This is a genomic window from Pseudomonas sp. Irchel 3F3, assembly GCF_900187545.1.
Taxonomy (GTDB): Bacteria; Pseudomonadota; Gammaproteobacteria; order Pseudomonadales; family Pseudomonadaceae; genus Aquipseudomonas; species Aquipseudomonas fortuita.
In genome coordinates this window covers 561,719-582,193 of the sequence record NZ_FYDS01000002.1, presented here as the reverse complement: position 1 = coordinate 582,193, position 20,475 = coordinate 561,719, and the positions used below count along the sequence as shown (strand labels likewise).

Here is a 20,475-nt window from a genome sequence, read left to right as displayed (position 1 = left end):
TCTTCTTGGCCTTCATGATGTTCGGCAGCGACGCATAGCGTGGCTCGTTCAGGCGCAGGTCGGTGGTGACGATGGCTGGCAGGTTCAGCGATACGGTCTGCAGGCCGCCATCGATTTCACGGGTGACATTCAGGTTGTCGCCGGCGACTTCCACCTTGGAGGCGAAGGTGCCCTGGGCGTAGCCGGTCAGCGCAGCCAGCATCTGGCCGGTCTGGTTGTTGTCGCTGTCGATGGCCTGCTTGCCAAGGATGACCAGCTGAGGCTGCTCCTTGTCGACAACGGCTTTCAGCGCCTTGGCCACCGCCAGGGAGTTCAGCTCGTCAGCGGCTTCTACCAGGATGGCACGGTCGGCACCCAGGGCCAGGGCGGTACGCAGTTGCTCCTGGGCAAAGGTCGGGCCGACGGAAACGACAACGATCTCGGTCGCAACGCCTTTTTCCTTCAGGCGTACGGCCTCTTCCACGGCGATTTCGCAGAAGGGGTTCATGGACATCTTGACGTTAGTAAGGTCGACGCCGGAGTTGTCCGCCTTGACGCGAACCTTGACGTTGTAGTCGACCACTCGTTTGACGCTTACCAGTATCCTCATAAGCTCTCCAGTCATTGATATTGCGAACGCGGGGCAGCGGGTGTCTGACAATGACGGTAACGTAGGGAATGTGCGGGTGGATCGTCCGTTTCAACTAGTTGATCGGCGATTGTGCGCCAGTGCTCAGGTTTCAGGCATACGCAGAAAGGCGCGAAGGGGCGGCCAGGTGTTGATAGGTCCGCCAGAGCAGCACGATCGGTATGACGATGGTAAGGCTGACCAGCAGCAGGGCGTAGCGCAGCGACTCGTCCACCAGCACTGGCATCAGTACATCGCTCAGTAGCCCGGTTGCCAACGGGCCGATCCCGACTCCGCACAAGGTCGAGATAATGGTCTGCAGGGCGACGGCAGTCGCCCTGCGGTGGGCGGGCACCAACTGGGTCAACAACGAGAAGCAGGGGCCGACCCACCATACCGAGAAAAAGCTGCCCAGCGCACACCAGAGCATCGCGCTGGGTACCGGAACTGCACCCGCATGCAGCAGGATGTCACGTGGCCAAAGCAGGTAGATGATCAATGCGCAATTGCCGAGCACATGGCCGATGAGCGGAATGCCGATTTGCCAATGCTGGCTCCTGATCACCAGGCGGTCGGTCAGCCATCCACTGAACAACGCCCCTAGCCCGGCAAAGGTGCCGCCTACCAAGCCGGCCAGAAGGCCCGCGTAGTGCAAGGGCAGGTCATGCGATCGCACCAGGAAGCTGGCATTCCACATGGCAAAGGCATAGGCGCTGAAGGTGGTAATGCCGCAAGCCAGCACCAGGCAACGGTAGGCAGGCTGTGCCATGAGTGCCCGCGCACTGCCCAGCAGGCTTTGTATGGGCGGTGCGCCCTGGCTGGCGTGGCTATGGGGGAGGTCGAAGCGACCCCGTACCGGGTCGCGCATCACAAAGGCAAACACCGCGCTGATCAGCAGGGAAGGCAGGGCGACAGCAAAAAAAGCGCTGCGCCAGCCATATTGGTCGACCACCCAGGCGCCGGCACTAAGGGCAACGATGGTCGAAAACGTCGGCGCGGCGGTGTAGCAACTGATGGCAAAAGAACGCCGGTGCGGTGGGTAGATATCGGCAATGATCGACATCGAGGTCGAGGTGCTTGGTGACTCGAAGACTGCTACCGCCATGCGTGCGATCACCAGCATCGCAAAGCTGGTGGACAGGCCGCAGGCCACCGTTGCCAGCGCCCACAACGAGCAGGTAATGGCCAGCAGGCGTGTGCGTGACAGGCGATCGGCCAGGCGCCCGGCTGGCAGGCCCAGCAGCACATAGACGGCAGCGAAGGCCAGGCCCGAAACCAGGCCCATGGCGGTGTCGCTGGCACCGAACTCTTGTTTGAGCGGTTCGATCATCACGGCAATGATCTGCCGCCCGACAAAGTTGTCGGCGTACATCATCGCGAGCACAAACAGCAGACCATGGCTGCGCCAGCCGATGGGTTGAGGGTGCGTACTGCTCATGGATGACTCCCGGTCAAACCGCAGAGATGGGCAATGGCCCAAGCTGTGCCTGGGCCCCGTGAAGCGGTCAGGCGCTGGCTTGGCGTTGCTTGGCCAGGGTCATCGCGGTGTCTTCGATCATGTCTTCCTGGCCGCCGACCATGCCGCGCCGGCCCATTTCGACAAGAATTTCCCGCGCCGGGACGCCGTACTTTTTTTCAGCGCGCTTGGCAAACAGCAGGAACGAGCCGTAGACACCCGCATAGCCCATGGTCAGGGCATCGCGATCGCTGCGGATCGGGAAGTCCATGATCGGCACCACCAGGTCCTCGGCAACGTCCTGGATACCAAACACACTCACGCCAGTTTCAATGCCCATGCGGTCGCAGACGGCCACCAGCACTTCCATGGGGGTATTGCCAGCACCCGCGCCCAAGCCTGCGCACGCGGCATCGATACGGGTGGCGCCAGCGGCAATGGCCGCGATCGAGTTGGATACGCCCATCGACAGGTTGTGATGGCCATGGAAGCCGATTTCAGTCTCGGGCTTGAGCGCTGCACGCAGCGCCGCGACCCGCGCGCTGACGTCGTGGGGCAGCAGGTAGCCGGCCGAGTCGGTGATGTAGATGCAATTGGCCCCGTAGCTCTCCATCAGCTTGCCCTGGGTGGCCAGGCCTTGCGGGCTGTTCATATGGGCCATCATCAGGAACCCGACGCTGTCCATGCCCAGCTTGCGGGCCGCGCCAAGGTGCTGTTCGGACACGTCTGCTTCCGTGCAGTGAGTGGCGACGCGAATCGTGCTGACGCCCAGTTCGTAGGCCATCTGCAGGTGATCGACCGTGCCGATGCCCGGTAGCAGCAGTGCGGAGACCTTGGCGTTTTTCATCAGCGGGATGACCGCCGACAAATACGCCTCGTCGCTGTGCGCCGGAAAACCATAGTTCAACGAACTGCCACCCAGGCCATCGCCATGGGTCACCTCGATCAACGGCACACCGGCGGCGTCGAGGCCACAGGCAATGTCTTTCATTTGCTGCAGGGTGATCTGGTGGCGTTTGGGGTGCATGCCGTCACGCAGGCACATGTCGTGGACGGTGATGGATTTGCCGTGAAGGTCCATGGTGCGCTCCTTAGGCGATGGCAGGTTGTGGGCTGCTGGCACGCAGGGTCAGCTCGCCTTTGAGCATCGCTTCGGCAAACATCTCGGCGGTGCGCGCGGCGGCGGCGGTCATGATGTCGAGGTTGCCGGCATATTTGGGCAGATAGTCGCCCAGGCCTTCGACTTCCATGAAAATCGACACCCGGTTACCGTCGAACACCGGGCCGTTGACCAGCTTGTAGCCGGGCACATAGCGCTGGACTTGCTTGATCATGTCGGCAATCGCGGCGGTGATGGCTGCCTGGTCAGGCTCGGTTTCGGTCAGGCAGTGCACGGTGTCACGCATGATCAGCGGCGGCTCGGCGGGGTTGACGATAATGATTGCCTTGCCCTTTTTTGCGCCGCCAACCTGTTCCACGGCCGCAGCGGTGGTACGGGTGAATTCATCGATGTTCTTGCGTGTGCCTGGGCCGACCGATTTCGAGGCCGCCGTGGCAATGATCTCGGCATAGGCCACCGGCTGCACGCTGGACACCGCGGCCACCAGCGGGATGGTCGCCTGGCCGCCACAGGTCACCATGTTGACGTTCATCGCGCCCAGGCCTAGGTTGTGCTTGAGATTGACCGGTGGCACGCAGTAGGGGCCGATGGCTGCTGGCGTCAGGTCGATCATCAGCACACCCAAGGCATTGAGCTTGCGGCTGTTTTCGGCATGCACATACGCGGAGGTAGCATCGAAGGCGATCTGGATGCCGTCTTCCATTACATGCGGTAGCAGGCCGTCGACGCCCTCGCTGGTGGTCTTCAGGCCCAGCGCGGCGGCGCGGGCCAGGCCTTCGGAGGTGGCGTCGATACCCACCATCCAGACGGGCTCCAGTACTTCACTGCGCTTGAGCTTGTACAGCAGGTCGGTACCGATGTTGCCGGGCCCGATGAGGGCGCATTTTATCTTTTTACTCATGGCATTGTTCTCGATCAGAAGAAGGAACGGCCGCAGGCTCAGGGCACGAAGTTCAGGTGCATCTCGCCCATGCCGCTCAGCGACAGGCTGACGAAGTCACCCGGTGCGACCGGTACCAGTGGCGCAAGGGCACCGGACAGAATGATTTCGCCCTTGCGAAACGGGATGCCCAGTCGGCCCAGGGTGTTGGCCAGCCAGGCCACGGCGGCGCAGGGGTGGCCTTGCACCGCCGAGCCCAGGCCGCTGCCCACCGGCAGGCCGTTTTTGAACAGGTGCAACTGGACCTCGGCCAGGTCCAGTTCACGCGGATCGACGCGCTGCTGGCCCAGGGCGAAAACACCGCATGAAGCGTTGTCGGCAACGGTGTCCTGAATGCGGATCTGCCAGTTCTCGATACGCGAGTCGACAATTTCGAAGCACGGCATAACCCACTCGCTGGCCGCCAGCACATCGTTGGCGGTGATATCGGTACCTTGCAGGTCTTCGCCCAGTACAAAGGCAATCTCGCCTTCGGCCCGTGGCTGCACAAGATGGTGGGCAGCAAAGCTGATGTCGCTGCCATCGGCAACCTGCATACGGTCGGTTAGAAAACCAAAATCGGGCTGATGCACATCGAGCATTTCTTGCACGGCGCGGCTGGTCACCCCGATTTTCTTGCCGATCACTTGCTCGCCCACCGCTTCGCGACGCGCCAGAAATCGCCGGGAGATCTGGTAGGCGTCGTCAAGGCTGATGGCCGGGTAACGTTGGGTCAGCGGGGGCAGGCTCTGGCGTGCGTTCAGGGCATGGAACAGCTCGTCGCCCAGTGTTTCAATCAGTTGCGCATCCATAGGGAGGTCGCTCTGTGGCAAGTGGATAACAGGCCGGGCCAGCTGCAGGCACGCCCGGCAAAAAGGCCTCAACCCGGCCAGACACTGGAATCGGCGCCGCCATCGACATCGATGATCTTGCCGGTGACCCAGGCCGAGGCGGGGCTTGCCAGGTAAAGGGCCGCGGCGGCGATGTCCTCTGGTTGCCCCAGGCATTTGAGCGGGGTGTTGCTTTCCATCGTTTTGCGCATGGCATCGGGCATGACCCCGGCCAGGGCGTCGGTCAGGATTGGCCCTGGCGCCACCGCATTGACCCGGATCTGCGGCGCAAACTCTTGTGCCAGCAGGCGCGTCAGGTGAGTCAGGGCAGCCTTGGCGGTGCCATAGGCGCTGAAATGGCGCTGGGCATAACGGGCGGCGACCGAGGTAATGTTGATGATGTTGCCGCCCCCGGCGTCGCGCATCAGGGGTACGCAGAGCTGTGAAAGGGCATAGGCGGCGCTGACGTTGAAGCTCAACACCTGCTCGAAGTCTTGCGGGCTCATCTTCAGCGGGTCATTGGGGCCGCCGCCCCCGGCATTGTTGACCAGATGGGTGATGCGCCCCAGCTGTTCGGCGGCGTTGGCGACCAAGGCGCAGCGCTGTTCGCTGTCGGTGACATCGCAGCTCAGGGCCAGGGCGCGCCGCCCTCGGCTGCGTACCTCTTCGGCGACGGCCTCGACATCTGCCAGCGAACGGGCGCTGCAGACTACATCAGCGCCAGCATCGGCGTAGGCCAAGGCAATGGCGCGACCGATGCCGCGGCCGCTGCCGGTGACAATGGCGACACTGCCAGTGAGGTTGAAGCGTTGCAGAATGCTCATGGCTGTCCTTATTGTTCTAATGGTTCAGGGAAGACACAGTGCTTAGCGCGGCGCCCACAGGTCCGGCAAGCCCGGGTCGGAGGTGGCGATCAGGCGCTTGAGCAACACCTTGAGTGCCTGGCTATCACCGGCGCCAAGACGGGCAGCGATATCCTCCTCGACGGCTTTGGCCAGGGCCACCTCCTGCAGCGAAGCCTCCCGCCCGTCGGCTGTGAGCACATAGCGGACCTGCTCATTATCAAGCTCACGGGCGACCAGGTTCTGGCGTTCCAGGAAGCGCATGCTGGTGGCGCTGACCACATGGCCGGTGTAGCCGACGAAGGCGTTGATCTCGTCCAGGGTCAGGTTGTCCCGAATGCACAGGGTGGAGAGAATGAAGAACGCGTGTTCATCGAGCTGCTGGTTCTTCAGCAGGCGGCGCAGTGCAAACAGCATCTGGTAGTGCGAGCGCCCGAGCAGGTAGCCGAGCAAGTCTTCGGTGTAACTGCACTCGGGCGGTGGCGGGGTAGTTGCCAGGCGCAGTTCGTTGCGCGGCTTGCGCATCGCCAGAGCGTACTGGCCACTCTGGAAGGCCAGGGGCGCGCGGTCGCTATGGTCGAAAGCGAGCACTTCGCCGACGAAGATGACATGGTCGCCGCCTTCATACTGGAAGGCTGTGCGGCATTGGAAGCGCGCCGTACAGTCTTGCAGCAGCGGTGCCTCGCTGATACCTGTGTCGAGCTGGATTTCGGAGAACTTGTCTTCACCCTGGCGGGCAAAGCGGCCGGACAGCGTTTCCTGCTCCGTCGACAAAACGTGCACGTTCCAGTGGCGACCACCGCTGAACACCGGCAGACTGCGGGCATTCTTGGACAGACTCCAGAGCACCAGAGGTGGGTTGAGCGAGACCGAGTTGAAGCTGTTGGCCGTGATGCCAACGGGCGAGCCGTCTTCGGCCTTGGTAGTGATGATGGTCACTCCCGTGGTAAAGGTGCCGAGCGCGGCGCGAAACGCTTGAGGGTCGAAACAGGCGGGCGTTGCCATGATGGGCCTCATGGAATGAGTGTGCGTGCTGGCAGTATTCCCAGCGTCACGGGGCTTTGCATCGTCTCAACGGACTAACGTTTTTGGCTCGATCGTCCACTTGGACGAGGCGGTCTCCGGGGTCTGGGGCTAGTTTGCGGGGCAGGGCGTCGTGCAACGACGGCCATGGTGGGCACAGAGGCGACATGCTGGCCCTTGTTCAGTTGAGGAGGCACCAATGAGTTGTGCAAATTCTTCCGTCGACATGCTGTCGGCCTTGCTGCGTGAACAAAAGGCTGCGTTCAACGCTCAAGGGGCTGTCACTGCCGTGGCCCGCCGCGCGCGGATCCAGCGGGTGATCGACATGCTGGTGGCGCACCACGAAGCGCTGGCCGAGGCGATGGATGCGGACTTTGGCGGCCGGCCCCAGGGTTTTTCGTTGATGAATGATGTGCTGGGTTCGCTCGGGTCCCTCAAGCACGCGCGCGACCACCTCGAAGGATGGATGCAGGATGAGCCGCGGCCCGTCTTCAGCCCTTACGATCAGCTGGGCGCCGAGGCCTGGGTGATGTATCAGCCCAAGGGTACGGTGGGCATTCTGGGCACCTGGAACGCCCCCCTGTATACCTTGCTCAGCCCCCTGGGTTCGGCGTTGGTGGCGGGTAACCGGGCGATCCTCAAGCCTTCGGAGGTGGTGCCACGCACTGCTGCGCTGGTGGCGAAGCTGTTTGCCGAGGCGTTCGATCCGCTCGAAGTGGCTGTGGTCACCGGTGGCGCGGACCTGGCCCAGGCCTTCACCGCACAGCCGTTCGACCACCTGGTGTTTACCGGCAGTACCGCGGTGGCCAGGTCCGTGATGCGTAACGCGGCCGAACACCTGGTGCCGTTGACGCTGGAACTGGGCGGAAAGTCGCCGGTCATCGTCGCCCGCAGCGCCGACCTGGGCACCGCAGCGTTTCGTATTGCGCTTTCCAAGACCACCAACAGTGGCCAGGTCTGCATCAACCCGGACCTGGTCTACGTGCCACGCGAGCAGCTGGAAACCTTTCTTGAGGCCTTTGCCAGCGCTTACCGCCAGTTCATCCCTGAGGTGAGCGACAACCCGGACGTGGTCGCGGTGGTCAATGCCCAACACCTGTCCCGTGTTGAAAACCTGGTTCAGCAGGCGCTTCAAGCCGGTGCCCGGGTAGTGAGCCTGCCCTACGCGCAAGCGGCTGATGAGCAAAACCGCCGCCGACCGCTGCAACTGGTGATCGACCCGCCGCAAGGCAGCCTGATTCTGCATGAAGAAATCTTCGGCCCGGCAATGGTGGTTCTGCCTTTTGATGAGGTTGATCAGGTCATCGCTCAGATCAACGCCCGCCCGCGGCCTTTGGCCCTTTACTACTTTGGCAGCGACGCCAAGGAGCAGCGCCAGGTGCTGGAGCACACATTGTCCGGCGGTGTCACCCTCAACGATGTGATGATGCATGCCGCCTTGCATGATGCCCCGTTCGGTGGGGTTGGCGGGTCAGGCATGGGCCACTACCACGGTCGCGAAGGCTTTATCGAGTTCAGCCACCTGCGCACAGTACTCAAGGCGCCCGAGCATGATCCGCGCGGTGAATGGGGCCTGCTACCGCCTTACAGCGAACACTTCCTGGCCGCGATGAAAGCGCAGATCACCCCGGACTGATCGGGGAAACCGGCGCGCTGAGCGAATCGAACAGACACAATAAAAAACGGAATTCTGCACATGGAAAAAAACGCATTGCCACTGGCCGACACGCTTGCCCCAGCGGGTGCCGACGCCGCTGACGGATGGCCGCGCCGGCAGGTGCTCAAGGCCGGCGCGGTGGCGCTGGGCGTCGGGCTACTGGGGCGCTTTGCCGATGCCCGGGCCGCAGGCGGCTTGTCGGCCAGCGATTACCTGGGCCTGGATGCCTGGGCCATGGCCAAGGGCTTGCAGGCCGGCCACTTCAGTGCCGAAGACTTGCTCGGCGCAGCATTCGCCCGTTGTGACCTGGTCAACCCGAAGATCAACGCAGTCAACATGCGCCATGACGATTATGCCCGCGCGTTGCTGGCGGCCAGGCAGAAGGCCGGCACCCTGACCCAGGGCTCGCTGGCGGGCGTGCCGATCCTGCTCAAGGACCTCAACACCTACTTGCAGGGCACGACCACCAGCAACGGCAGCCGGCTGTTCAAGGACGCGCCCCCTTCGAGCGTTACCAGCACCTTGATCCGCCGTTATGAAGCCGCCGGGGCAGTGCCTTTTGGTAAAGCCACCAGCCCGGAGTTCGGCCTGACCACCACCACCGAGTCGTTGGCATGGGGGCAGACCCGCAACCCCTGGAATCTGGCGTTGAGCTCGGGTGGTTCGTCCGGTGGTTCCGCCGCGGCGGTTGCCGCCGGTATCGTCCCGGTCGCCCATGCCACCGACGGTGGCGGCTCGATCCGGATCCCGGCGTCCTACTGCGGGCTGGTCGGCCTCAAGCCGACACGCTACCGCACGCCGAGCGGGCCGGCCCGCCTGGAAGGCTCGTTTGGCGCCAGTGTCGCCAACATGGTCTCGCACAGCGTGCGCGATACCGCGTTGTTTCTTGATGCCGGTCAGGGTCACGAACCAGGGAGCCCGTACTGGAGCTCACCGCTGGTACGTCCCTACGTCGAGGAGCTGGGCCGTGACCCGGGCCGTTTACGGGTTGCACTGGTGCGGGAATCGCTGACCGGGGCACCGCTGGACCCGGCGATTGCCAAGGTTCTGGAGGACACCATCAAGCAACTGCTGGGCCTTGGCCACGAAGTGGAAGAACTGCGCTTGCCGATTCAGGCCCAGCAGCTGTTCGGCGCCCACGGCGTTGCCATCGGCAACTCCTTGCTGGTCACGGTCAATGACCGGGAGAAAGCCCTGGGCCGCGCGTTGGGGCCGCAGGATCTGGAAAGCATCACCTTTGGTGTGCTGGAGCGTGCAGCGAAAGCCACGGGTGAGGGGGTAGTGCGTGCCCGGCATGCGTTCGAAGACATCAGCATGGCCATGGAACAGCAGTTCGAGCGCTTTGATGTGATCCTTTCGCCGGTCACCGCCAGCCTGACGCCGGCCCTGGGCGAGCTCTCGCTCAACCAGCCTTACGAAAGTTACGCCCGCAAGGCCATGGGCAGTGCCGCGTTTACCGTGCTGGCCAACGTCAGCGGCCAGCCGGCTATTTCCTTGCCGTTGGGCATGAGTGACAGCGGCCTGCCAGTGGGCATGATGTTCACCGCTCGCCTGGGCGGGGAAGACGTGCTGCTGCGCCTGGCCTCGCAGCTGGAGCAGGACCGCCCGTGGGCCGCCAGGCGCGCCGCGATCTGAGCCTGAAAGGCGCCAGGGACGGCGCCGTACCGTGTTTCCCTAGTCCGCTTTGACGATGAATATTCGCCTGCTGCATTCGATCATCAACCAAGACTCGCGCAACCGCGCAACGAGATTGGGAGAACGAACGGATGGACAGCATGCGAGTAAGAACGCCGGAAGAAATCGAACTGCTTGAACACGCCCGGCGCCTGGTGCCCGCCCTCAAAAGCCGCACCGCGCGCGCTGACCGCGAGTTCCGGGTACCGGACGAAACCATCTTCGAATTGCAACAGGCCGGCTTGTTGCGGGCCTTGCAACCACGTGCGTTTGGCGGCTACGAGGTCGATCCGCGGACGTTTTTCGAAATCCAGATGATCCTCGCCGAGGGCTGCATGTCCACAGCGTGGATTTATGGCGTGATGGGCGTACACCCCTGGCAGCTGGCGCGCTACCCGATCGAGGCCCAGCGCGATGTATGGGGCCAGGACCATACCACCCTGATCTCGTCCACCTACATGCCCGTGGCCAAGGTAACCGTGGTCGAAGGCGGTTATCGCATCAGTGGTCGCTGGGGCTTTTCCAGCGGCAGCGAACACTGCCAATGGTGCTTCCTTGGCGGGGTGCTGCCCGCCGATGGCGACCGTGCAGCGGAGCACGGCACCTTCCTGATCCCGCGCAGCGACTACCGTATCGAGCACAACTGGGACGTGCTGGGCCTGCGCGGCACCGGCAGCCACGACATTGTGGTCGAAGATGCCTTCGTGCCGGCACACCGCGTGCAACGCACCAATAACTGCACGCTGGACGCGACGCCAGGACGCCTGGTGAACACCAATCCGATTTATGCCATTCCTTTCGCCCAGGTGTTCACGCGCGCTGTGTCCTCATCGGCCATCGGTGCCTTGCAGGGGGCGATCAACGAATTTCGTGCCAATGCCGCTGCGCACATCGGCAAGCACGGCATGAAAACCGCCGATGACCCGGTGGCGCAAACCACCGTTGCCGAGGCGACGATCATCGTCGACAGCCTGCGGCTGGTACTGGAGCGGAACTACGCGCACCTGATGGCGCTGGCCGAAGCGGGTGAGTACCCGGATGTGGAAACCCGTCTGCTGTACCGCTACCAATCCTCCTATGTCACCAATATCTGCGCCGAGAAGGTCAACGAACTGCTGCGCTGCATGGCCGCTTCCGGGCTTTATAACACCAACCCCGTGGCGCGCCTGTTCCGCGACCTGCACCAGGCACGTGGGCATATCGCCAACAACTACATGGCCTTCAGCCGCAGCCTTGGCGCCGTGCAACTGGGCCTGCCCAACCCTGATCCTTACGTATGAGCCGTGCCCGGGCCTAGCTGCAGGCCCGGGTATGCGCACCCCTGGCCGGCACGCCGGGAAATTTCCGATCACAGCCAAGGCACAACAACAATGACAGCTAAAGCTCAGCCTGTTTCACACTACGACGTGATCGTCGTCGGCTCCGGTGCCGGTGCGATGACCTCGGCGCTGTTTGCTGCCGAGCAGGGTCTATCGGTACTGGTTGTCGAGAAAAGCGACAAGTTCGGCGGTACGTCGGCGATCTCCGGCGGCGGCATCTGGATTCCCAATAACCACTACTTTGCCGCCAAAGGCGGTGGCGACAGTGTGGAGCTGGCCCTGCAGTACCTCAAAGCTGCCACCGGTGAGCATGGCGATGACAAGCGCTTGCGTGCCTACGTCAAGCACGCGCCGCAGATGATCCGGGCCCTGGTGGACAACAGCCATGTGCGTTACGCCGTGGCGGCGAAGTACCCGGACTACTATCCGCAACTGCCAGGCTCGCTGGCCGGGGGGCGCACCCTCGACCCGGAACTGTTCGATACCAGCCTGCTCGGTGATGAACTGGCCAACCTGCGCACACCGTCACCCTCGACACTGCTGATGGGGCGCATCGCCTGGACCGCCCGGCACGCGCACAAGGCCATGTCGCGCTCCTTTGGCTGGCGCCTGCTGATTCTCGGCCTGATGCTGCGCTACAAGCTCGACTTCAAATGGCGCCGCAAAAGCCGGCGCGACCGCCGCGCGGCCTTGGGCAGTGCGCTGGTTGCGTCGCTACGCCGCTCGTTGATGGACCGCAACATCCCACTGTGGTTGAACACCGACTTTCAGAACCTGATCACCGATAACGGCCGGGTCATTGGCATGCAGGTTTGTCGTGACGGGCAGACGCTGCAGCTGCATGCCCGCCATGCGGTGATCTTCGGCTCCGGGGGGTTTGAACAGAACCAGGCTTTGCGCGAGCGCTACCTACCACAGCCCACCCTGCGTGACTGGAGCGCCACGCCACCGGGCAACAACACCGGTGCTGCGTTGCAAGCCGGTATCGAACTGGGTGCGGCGACCGCCCTGATGGATTGGGCCTGGTGGGCGCCGACCATTACCGTGCCCGGCGAAGAAAAACCCCGTGGGATATTTGCCGAGCGGGCGTTCCCTGGTGCCATCGTGGTCAACAGCCTGGGCCGGCGCTTTGTCAATGAGGCAGCGCCGTACCTGGAATTTGTCGACGCCATGTACCGCGACAACCAGCACACCGGCGGCAAGTCGATCCCATCCTGGGTGATCTTCGACGGCCATTTTCGCTTCAACTACGCCATGGGGCCGTTGATGCCGGCCCAGGTCATGCCCGACAGCCGACTGCGCAAGGAATGGCTCAATACCTTGTATTTCAAGGCTGACAGCCTGGCGGCGCTGGCGGCGCAGATCGGCGTCGACCGCGCAGGGCTCGAGCAGACCGTGCAGAAGATGAACGCCTACGCCCGCAGCGGCGTCGATGCCGACTTCGGCCGTGGCGGTAACGTGTTCGACCGTTATTACGGCGACAGCAACGTCAAACCCAACCCGTGCCTGGCGCCCCTGAGCAAGGGGCCGTACTACGCGATGCGCCTGGACGCTGGCGATATCGGCACCAAAGGTGGGCTATTGACCAACGAACACGCCCAGGTTGTGAGCCAGGACGGCGAGGTCATTCCTGGCCTATATGCCATTGGCAACTGCTCGGCGTCGGTCATGGGCACCAGCTATCCCGGTGCGGGCGGCACCCTGGGGCCGGCCATGACGTTCGGCTATATCGCGGCCTATCACATTGCTGCCAACCGTTGAGGAATTGCCATGCCAGCCGCTGTCAAATCGACATGTACCGATATCCAGCCGGCATTGCAGGTGGCCGATGCCGACGCCATGCTCTGGGATGACCACTGTGATGTGCTGGTGATCGGCTGGGGGGCGGCCGGTGCCTGCGCCGCCCTTGAGGCCCGCGCCCAGGGTGCTGACGTGCTGGTCGCCGACCGTTTTACCGGCGGCGGTGCCAGTGCCAAAAGCGGTGGCGTGGTTTACGCCGGCGGTGGCACCCGCCAGCAGCAGGCCGCTGGGTTCAGCGACACGCCCGAAGCGATGTTCGCCTATCTCAAGCACGAAACCCAGGGTGTGGTCGACGATGCTACCTTGCGGCGGTTTTGCCAGGACAGTGCCAGCAACCTGGCCTGGCTGGAGGGGCATGGCGTGCCCTATGCCCACAGCATGCCGCCCGGTGGCAAAACCTCGTATCCAGCCGATGGCCAGTTTCTGTATTACTCCGGCAATGAGCTGGTGCCGTCGCACCGAAGCGAGTTGCCGCCGGCCCCGCGTGGCCATCGCACGGTAGGCAGGGGCCAATGTGGCGCGGTGCTGTACGCGCAGCTGAAGGCGGCTTGCCTGCGCAACGGTGTGCGGCCGCAAGTTCAGTCCGCTGCCCGGCGTCTGGTGAGGGATCACACGGGCAGGGTCGTCGGCGTGGAACTGTGGTGCCTGCCGGCCGGCAGTGCCCAGGCTCGGTTGCATGCCAAATTGGCTGCGCGTGCCGAACGGCTGCAGAACTTTGCCCCGCGCTACTGCGATACCTTGCGCAAACGCGTGCACCAGCTGGAACTCGACTTTGCCCGGCCGCGGCTGGTACGCGCCCGGCGTGGCGTAGTGCTGAGCACCGGTGGCTTCATCTTCAACCGCGAGATGGTCAGCGAGCATGCCCCCAAGTTTCGCCGCAACTTCAAAGTCGGCGCGACCGGCTGCGATGGCAGTGGCGTACGCCTGGGCGTGAGTGTCGGTGGGGTCAGCGACCGACTGCAGCGGGTGTCGGCCTGGCGCTTTATCAACCCACCGTTGTGCTGGCCCAAGGGCATTGTGGTCAACACCCTCGGGCAGCGCTTCGTCAACGAAGAAGTCTACGGCGCCACCCTGGGCCAGCCCCTGTGTGAAGAGCAGGGCGGCAAGGCCTGGCTGGTGCTGGACGCACGCCTGCGCAAGCAGTCGATCAAGCAAGCGCTGTTCGACGGTTACTGGTGGTTCCAGAGCTTGCCGGCATTGCTGCTGATGCTGCGCGGTGTGCGCAAAGGCCAGAGCATCGAGCAGTTGGCCCAGGCCACGGGCATGCGCGCGGATGTATTGCGCAGCGCATTGCAAGCCTACAACACAGCTGCCCGGTGGGACGCCGAGGATGCCTTTGGCAAGTCGCAAAGCAGCCGTCAGGTACTCGACCAGGGCCCTTACTATGCCTGTGACATCTCTGTCAGCAACCCCTTGTTCCCCCTTGGGGCGTTGACCCTGGGCGGCCTCAAGGTCAATGAAGACAGCGGCGCGGTGCTGGGCCCTGAAGGCCTGCCAATACCCGGTTTGTACGCCGCCGGCCGTACCGCCATCGGCATTCCCTGCCATTTGTACGTCAGCGGCCTGTCGCTGGCCGATTGTGTGTTTTCCGGGCGACGTGCCGGACGGTCGTTGACGGCGGCCACGGCTGACATCGAAATCGAACCCAGCGAGCAATTGATATGAGCCTGGATTACCTGTCAGTACGTGTAACCCGCGTGATTGAAGAGACTGCCGACAGCCGCTCCCTGGAGTTCGAGGTGCCAGAAGCGCTTGCCGAGCGCTTGCGCTATCGACCAGGGCAATTCCTGACCTTGCGTGTGCCTCACCAGGGGGGGTGGTTGCCGCGTTGTTACTCTCTGTCGAGCACGCCACTGCTCGATGAGCCATTGCGGGTCACGATCAAGCGGGTGCGCGATGGGCGCGCCTCGAACTGGCTCTGTGACGCCGTGCAGGCGGGCGATACCTTGCAGGTGCTGGCGCCGGCCGGGGTGTTTGTGCCGCGCCAGCTGGACACCGACCTGCTGCTGTTCGGCGGCGGCAGTGGCATCACCCCGGTGCTGTCCATCCTGCGCTCGGCGCTGTTGGCGGGCACTGGGCGTATTCTGCTGATCTACGCCAACCGCGACGAAGCGTCGGTGATATTCCGTGACTCGCTCAAGGCCCTGGCCAGGGCGCACCCACAGCGCCTGCAAGTGATCCACTGGCTCGACTCGGTGCAGGGCATTGCGTCGGTGAGCCAGTTGGCCGAACTGGCGCGCCCGTTCGCGAGTGCCGAGGCGTTCATCTGCGGCCCCGGACCGTTCATGGATGCTGCCGTCGCTGCCCTGCAGACGTTAGGCATGCCGAGTGCGCAGGTCCATGTCGAGCGCTTTGTCTCGCTGCCCGAAGAGGGCGAAGTCGCAGTGCCGGCAGCTGTCGATACCCGCCGCCCGAGCAGCCAGCTTTCGGTGCGCCTGGACGGTGAAGAGTTCGAGGTGCCCTGCGCCGAAGGTGAAACCCTGCTTAACGCCATGCGCCGGGCCGGCCTGAGCCCGCCAAGTTCTTGTCTGGTGGGCTCCTGTGCAACCTGCATGTGCACGGTCGAACGGGGTGAGGTGCAGATGTTGCGCAACGATGCCCTTGACCAGCAGGAGATAGACCAGGGCTGGACGCTGGCTTGCCAGTCCCTGGCCCGCAGCGAGCACCTGCGGGTGCTCTTTCCCGAATAACCCGATGGCGAGTTTGTCACTATGACTGCATGTTCAGCATTACCGGGCAGCGTGCATGCCTGGAACCTGTTGCCTTTGTCGATTCCTGCTTTGTTGTTCGCCAGTGCTGAACGCTTTGCCGGTCGGGCAGCGATCGAGGAAGACGGCATTGCGACCGATTACCGGGATTTGCCCGGGTTGGCACTGGGTGTCTGCCGCAGCCTGATGGCACTGGGGATCAAGGCGGGCGACCGCGTGGCGATCTGGGCACCCAATTGCCGCGACTGGGTGATCGCCGCCTTGGGCGTGCATTGCGCGGGGGCTGTGCTGGTACCGATCAATACCCGCATGAAAGGCGCCGAGGCGGCCGATATTCTGGCGCGCAGCCAGGCGCGGGTGCTGTTGACGCAAGGGGTATTTCTGGGGCTGGACTACCCGGCCATGCTGGCGCCGCTACGTCCGGCCAGCCTGGAACAGCTGGTGGTGTTCGGTACACAGCCGCCTCAGGCGGCCAGCGACCTGGATTGGGCCAGTTTTCTCGCCAGGGGCGAGTCTGTCAGTGAGCTGCAAGCCCGCCAGCGTGCGGTGGCGGTGGGCCCGCGGGACTTGTCCGACTTGCTGTTTACCTCCGGCACCACCGGCAAACCCAAGGGTGTGATGAGTGCCCATGGGCAGAACCTGCGGGCATACAACGAATATGTGCGGGTCATTGGCCTGCAGCCGGGTGATCGTTACCTGATCATCAACCCGTTTTTTCATGCCTTTGGCTACAAGGCCGGTTGGCTAACCTGCATGCTGGCTGGCGCGACTATCCTGCCGCATGCGGTGTTCGATGCCGAAGCGGTGTTCCAGCGCATTGCCGCCGAGCGCATCAGCGTGCTGCCAGGGCCGCCCACGCTGTACTTGTCGATGCTGGCCCACCCGCGCCTGGCCCAGACTGATCTGTCCAGCTTGCGCATCGCTGTGACTGGTTCATCGACGATCCCGCCGGTGCTGATCGAGCGCATGCGGCGGGAGCTCGGAGTCGACGTGGTGACCACCGCCTATGGGCTGACTGAGTGTGGCGGCCTGGCGACCATCTGCAACCCGGATGACCCTGCCGACATCGTTGCCGGCACCAGCGGCCGGGCCATCGATGGCACTGAAGTGTGCATTCGTTCGGCAGATAATCAACCGGTGGCCACGGGCGTGTCAGGAGAAATCTGCCTGCGCGGTTTTCATGTGATGCAGGGGTATTTCAATGACCCGCAAGCGACGGCGCAGGCCATTGATGCCGAGGGCTGGCTACACACGGGCGACATCGGCAATCTGGATGTGCATGGCAACCTGCAAATTACCGACCGCCTCAAGGATATGTTCATTGTCGGCGGCTTCAACTGCTATCCAGCAGAGATCGAGGCGGGTTTGATCGAGCATCCGGCCATCGCGCAGGTGGCGGTGATCGGCGTTGCGGATGAGCGCATGGGGGAGGTGGGGTGTGCCTGCGTGGTATTGCGTGCAGGCCAGCACCTGGATGAGCCGTCTCTGATCGCCTGGGCCAGAGAGCGGATGGCCAACTACAAAGTGCCGCGACAGGTTCGGTTCTTTGAAGCGTTGCCGGTGAATGCCTCGAACAAGGTGGTCAAACCTGAGCTGCGTGCGGCGGTTCTGCAGGGCGAGGGCGGGCTGGCCTGGCGATGAGGCCCCCATTGATCAACCCCGCAGGCCGTAGGAATATCGCGTAGCGACGTAGCAGAGAGGGGGCCCGGAGTGCAGCGTAGGGCCCCTGGAGCGTTCCGTGGTGCTGGGCCGGCCCCATCAGTGCCCTTCAAACCGGGCAGGCCGCTTATCAATGAATGCCTGCATGCCTTCCTTCTGGTCACGTGAGGCAAACAACAACGCATTGGCCTTGCGCTCCAGCGCCAAACCCGCTTCCAGCGGTGCATCCATCCCCGCAAGAATCACCTCTTTGATCTGCTCGGCAGCCAACGGCGGCATTGCCGCAACCATCTGCGCCAATTTCAAGCCGTGGGCGAGCACCTGATCATCGGCCACCACCTCACTGACCAGCCCCGCAATCCAGGCCTCTTCAGCCGTGATCGGCTGGCCGGTCAGCGCCATCCGCATTGCCTTGGCCTTGCCGACCGCCCGCACCAACCGCTGGGTGCCGCCAATCCCGGGCATGATCCCGATCTTGATTTCCGGCTGGCAGAAGCGTGCACTCTGCCCGGCAACAATGATATCGGCGAGCATCGCCAGCTCGCAGCCACCGCCATAGGCGTAACCGCATACCGCCGCGATCACAGGTTTGGGGCAGTGCTGGATCGGCGCCCAGACCCGCTCGGTGTGGCGCTGATAGATATCAATGGGACCCACCCCGGCCAGGCTGTTGATATCGCCCCCGGCGGCGAACACCTTGTCGCCGCCGGTCAGCAGAATGCAGCGCACATCAGCATTGCTCCCCAGCTCAATGAAGTAGTGCGACAGCAGCGCCTGTAGCTCCAGGCTCAGGGCATTGGTGGCGTGCGGGCGGTTGAGCCGCACCAGGGCGACACCTGGGGCCGGGTACTCCAGCAGCACCGACGCGGTAACTGAATCGGACATGATCAACCTCTGGCAGTAGGCACCGCAGAGCGGGCGCCATTGCGCGGATTGTTGCCAGCGCGGCGCCACGCTTCATCGTCCGTTCAGACGACGTGGTCGAGCAGTTTTGTCCCTAGAGTGGCCCTCAACACAAGCATGAGGAGCGTGCCATGAGTGGTCACTCGGGACTGGATTACAACGGCAAGGTGGTACTGGTCACCGGCGGTACCAAAGGCATTGGCGCTGGCATTGCCCGCAGCTATCTGGCCGCCGGGGCCAAAGTGATCGTGTGTGGGCGCAACCTGCCTGAGCAATTGCCGAGCGTGGCTCAGGGCCAGGCGGACTTCATCGCCGCCGACGTGCGCGACCAGGCCTCCTTGCAAGGCCTGTTTGAGAGCATCCGCAGCAAATACGGCCGCCTCGATGTGCTGGTCAACAACGCGGGCGGCAGCCCCTCGGCCGACGCCGCTAGCGCCTCGCCGCGTTTTCATGAGGGGATTATCCGCCTCAACCTGATTGCACCGCTCAATGTCGCCCAGCAAGCCAACCTGCTGATGCAGGCCCAGGCCGACGGCGGTTGCATCGTGTTTATTGGCAGCATCAGCGGCCTGCGTGCCTCGCCCGGCACAGCGGCGTACGGCGCGGCCAAGGCCGGCGTGCTGGCCCTGGTGCAGTCGCTGGCGGCGGAGTGGGCGCCAAAGGTGCGGGTGGTGGCGGTAAGCCCAGGCCTGGTGCGCACCGAGCTTGCCCATCTGCACTATGGCGACGCGCAAGGCATCGCTGCGGTCAGCGCCGGTATCCCGGCCGGGCGCATGGCGGTGCCCGAGGACATCGGCAACGCCTGCCTCTATATCGCTTCACCGCTGGCCACTTACGCCAGCGGTTGCAACCTGTTGCTGCATGGCGGTGGTGAACGCCCGGCTTATCTCGGTGCGGCGCAGGCTACCCCGCACTGATCGACCCACGTCGGCGTTGCGTTGCGGGCGCCGCTTTGAACACGCAGGAGACGAACTTGGCTGATCCAGAATTGCTATCCAAAGTGCGCGCCCTGGTTGGGCGCCAATACGGCCGTGTAAACGCCTGGGACGAGGTCAACGCGCCAATGATTCGCCAGTGGTGCGAAGTCATCGGCCTTGAAAACCCGCTCTACACCGACCCTGTGGCAGCTGCCAACAGCAGCAATGACGGCATCATCGCGCCGCCACCCATGCTGCAGATCTGGTGCATGGAAGGCTTTCACATCAATAACTACGCACCAGGCTCGACCACCGAAAACCCCTATGAAGTGCTCGGTGTGATTGAAAGCTATGGCTACCCGTCGGTGGTGGCGGTGAACTCTGAGCTGACCTTCGAGCGCAACCTGCGCCTGGGCGAAAAGCTCTACTACACCACCCGCCTGGACTCGGTCGGCGAGGAAAAGACCACCGGCCTTGGCACTGGCTTTTTTGTCACCCTGGTCATGAGCTACTTCTCGCAGCAGGCCACGGGCGACGAAAAAGTCGGCGAGCTGTTGTTCCGGGTGTTCAAGTTCCGCCCGGCCAACGCGCACAAGGTCCAGGGGCAGCCCCAGGCCGTGGCCGAGCCGGCGCAGGCGAAGCGTCCGGCGCCCGGCGTCAGCGACGACACGCGGTTTTTCTGGGACGGCTGCAAGGAAGGCAAGCTGTTGATCCAGCGCTGTACGCAGTGCCGCACCTTGCGCCATCCGCCGGCACCGGTGTGCATCGAGTGCCATGACTTCGACTGGGATACCCAGCAGGCCAGCGGCAAGGGCCGGTTGTACTCCTTCGTAGTGATGCACTACCCGCAGGTGGCACCGTTCGATCATCCCAACCCGATCGGTCTGATCGAACTGGACGAGGGCGTACGCCTGATCGCCGGCCTGGTTGGCGTCAAACGTGAAGACATCAGCATTGACCAGCGTGTGGAGGTCGAGTTTCAGACCTTCGACGACGACCTGGCGCTGCCGATGTTCCGTCCATCGGCACAGTAGGGGGCAC

17 protein-coding genes are annotated in these 20,475 nt (G+C 63.5%); 9 read left to right on the top strand and 8 right to left on the bottom strand.

The window, feature by feature from the left end:
- The 7 genes from CKW35_RS06090 to CKW35_RS06060 all read right to left on the bottom strand — a co-directional run.
- Positions 1–589: electron transfer flavoprotein subunit beta/FixA family protein (locus CKW35_RS06090; protein WP_095115420.1), on the bottom strand; the 589-nt coding region annotated here is incomplete at its 3' end.
- Positions 590–719: 130 nt separating this feature from the next.
- The gene (locus tag CKW35_RS06085) at positions 720–2,045 is read right to left on the bottom strand and encodes an MFS transporter (protein WP_023049028.1); all 1,326 of its coding nucleotides are present in this window, start codon (positions 2,043–2,045) and stop codon (positions 720–722) included.
- Positions 2,046–2,112: 67 nt separating this feature from the next.
- Positions 2,113–3,144, bottom strand: a complete 1,032-nt coding sequence (gene dmpG, locus CKW35_RS06080) for a 4-hydroxy-2-oxovalerate aldolase (RefSeq protein WP_016486811.1) — start codon at positions 3,142–3,144, stop codon at positions 2,113–2,115.
- A gap of 10 nt (positions 3,145–3,154) precedes the next feature.
- On the bottom strand, positions 3,155–4,084 hold the full coding sequence (locus CKW35_RS06075) for an acetaldehyde dehydrogenase (acetylating) (RefSeq protein ID WP_016486812.1): 930 nt from the start codon (positions 4,082–4,084) through the stop codon (positions 3,155–3,157).
- 38 nt (positions 4,085–4,122) lie between these two features.
- Positions 4,123–4,914, bottom strand: a complete 792-nt coding sequence (locus CKW35_RS06070; RefSeq protein ID WP_016486813.1) for a fumarylacetoacetate hydrolase family protein — start codon at positions 4,912–4,914, stop codon at positions 4,123–4,125.
- A gap of 68 nt (positions 4,915–4,982) precedes the next feature.
- The gene (locus CKW35_RS06065) at positions 4,983–5,756 is read right to left on the bottom strand and encodes a glucose 1-dehydrogenase (RefSeq protein ID WP_016486814.1); all 774 of its coding nucleotides are present in this window, start codon (positions 5,754–5,756) and stop codon (positions 4,983–4,985) included.
- Between the two features lie 42 nt (positions 5,757–5,798).
- Positions 5,799–6,779, bottom strand: coding sequence for a flavin reductase (locus CKW35_RS06060; protein ID WP_016486815.1), 981 nt, complete (start codon positions 6,777–6,779; stop codon positions 5,799–5,801).
- Positions 6,780–6,996: 217 nt separating this feature from the next.
- Between CKW35_RS06060 and CKW35_RS06055 the strand changes: the two genes are divergently transcribed.
- The 7 genes from CKW35_RS06055 (at position 6,997) to CKW35_RS06025 (ending at position 17,596) form a co-directional block, all read left to right on the top strand.
- Positions 6,997–8,433 (top strand): aldehyde dehydrogenase family protein, encoded by a 1,437-nt coding sequence (locus CKW35_RS06055; RefSeq protein ID WP_095115418.1) that lies wholly within the window; start codon positions 6,997–6,999, stop codon positions 8,431–8,433.
- Between the two features lie 60 nt (positions 8,434–8,493).
- Positions 8,494–10,089 carry an amidase gene (locus CKW35_RS06050; RefSeq protein ID WP_070086825.1) on the top strand — a complete coding sequence of 532 codons (1,596 nt, stop codon included), beginning with the start codon at positions 8,494–8,496 and terminating at the stop codon, positions 10,087–10,089.
- A 131-nt stretch (positions 10,090–10,220) separates the two neighbouring features.
- Positions 10,221–11,408 (top strand): acyl-CoA dehydrogenase family protein, encoded by a 1,188-nt coding sequence (locus CKW35_RS06045; protein WP_016486818.1) that lies wholly within the window; start codon positions 10,221–10,223, stop codon positions 11,406–11,408.
- Positions 11,409–11,498: 90 nt separating this feature from the next.
- Positions 11,499–13,208, top strand: coding sequence for an FAD-dependent oxidoreductase (locus tag CKW35_RS06040; protein ID WP_016486819.1), 1,710 nt, complete (start codon positions 11,499–11,501; stop codon positions 13,206–13,208).
- Between the two features lie 9 nt (positions 13,209–13,217).
- Positions 13,218–14,912, top strand: coding sequence for an FAD-binding protein (locus tag CKW35_RS06035; protein ID WP_095115416.1), 1,695 nt, complete (start codon positions 13,218–13,220; stop codon positions 14,910–14,912).
- The gene (locus CKW35_RS06030) at positions 14,909–15,937 is read left to right on the top strand and encodes a ferredoxin--NADP reductase (RefSeq protein ID WP_016486821.1); all 1,029 of its coding nucleotides are present in this window, start codon (positions 14,909–14,911) and stop codon (positions 15,935–15,937) included. Before CKW35_RS06035 ends, CKW35_RS06030 begins: the two co-directional genes overlap by 4 nt.
- A 21-nt stretch (positions 15,938–15,958) precedes the next feature.
- Complete coding sequence (locus CKW35_RS06025) at positions 15,959–17,596, top strand: FadD3 family acyl-CoA ligase (RefSeq protein ID WP_031312600.1); 1,638 nt, start codon at positions 15,959–15,961, stop codon at positions 17,594–17,596.
- 117 nt (positions 17,597–17,713) lie between these two features.
- Here CKW35_RS06025 and CKW35_RS06020 read toward each other — a convergent pair whose 3' ends face one another.
- Positions 17,714–18,499, bottom strand: coding sequence for an enoyl-CoA hydratase (locus tag CKW35_RS06020; protein ID WP_016486823.1), 786 nt, complete (start codon positions 18,497–18,499; stop codon positions 17,714–17,716).
- A 149-nt stretch (positions 18,500–18,648) separates the two neighbouring features.
- Here CKW35_RS06020 and CKW35_RS06015 point away from each other — a divergent pair, with 149 nt between their 5' ends.
- Both CKW35_RS06015 and CKW35_RS06010 read left to right on the top strand, forming a co-directional pair.
- Positions 18,649–19,434: an SDR family oxidoreductase gene (locus tag CKW35_RS06015; protein WP_016486824.1), complete on the top strand. Its 786-nt coding sequence runs from the start codon at positions 18,649–18,651 to the stop codon at positions 19,432–19,434.
- A gap of 56 nt (positions 19,435–19,490) precedes the next feature.
- Complete coding sequence (locus tag CKW35_RS06010; protein ID WP_095115414.1) at positions 19,491–20,468, top strand: bifunctional MaoC family dehydratase N-terminal/OB-fold nucleic acid binding domain-containing protein; 978 nt, start codon at positions 19,491–19,493, stop codon at positions 20,466–20,468.
- Positions 20,469–20,475 lie beyond the last annotated feature (7 nt).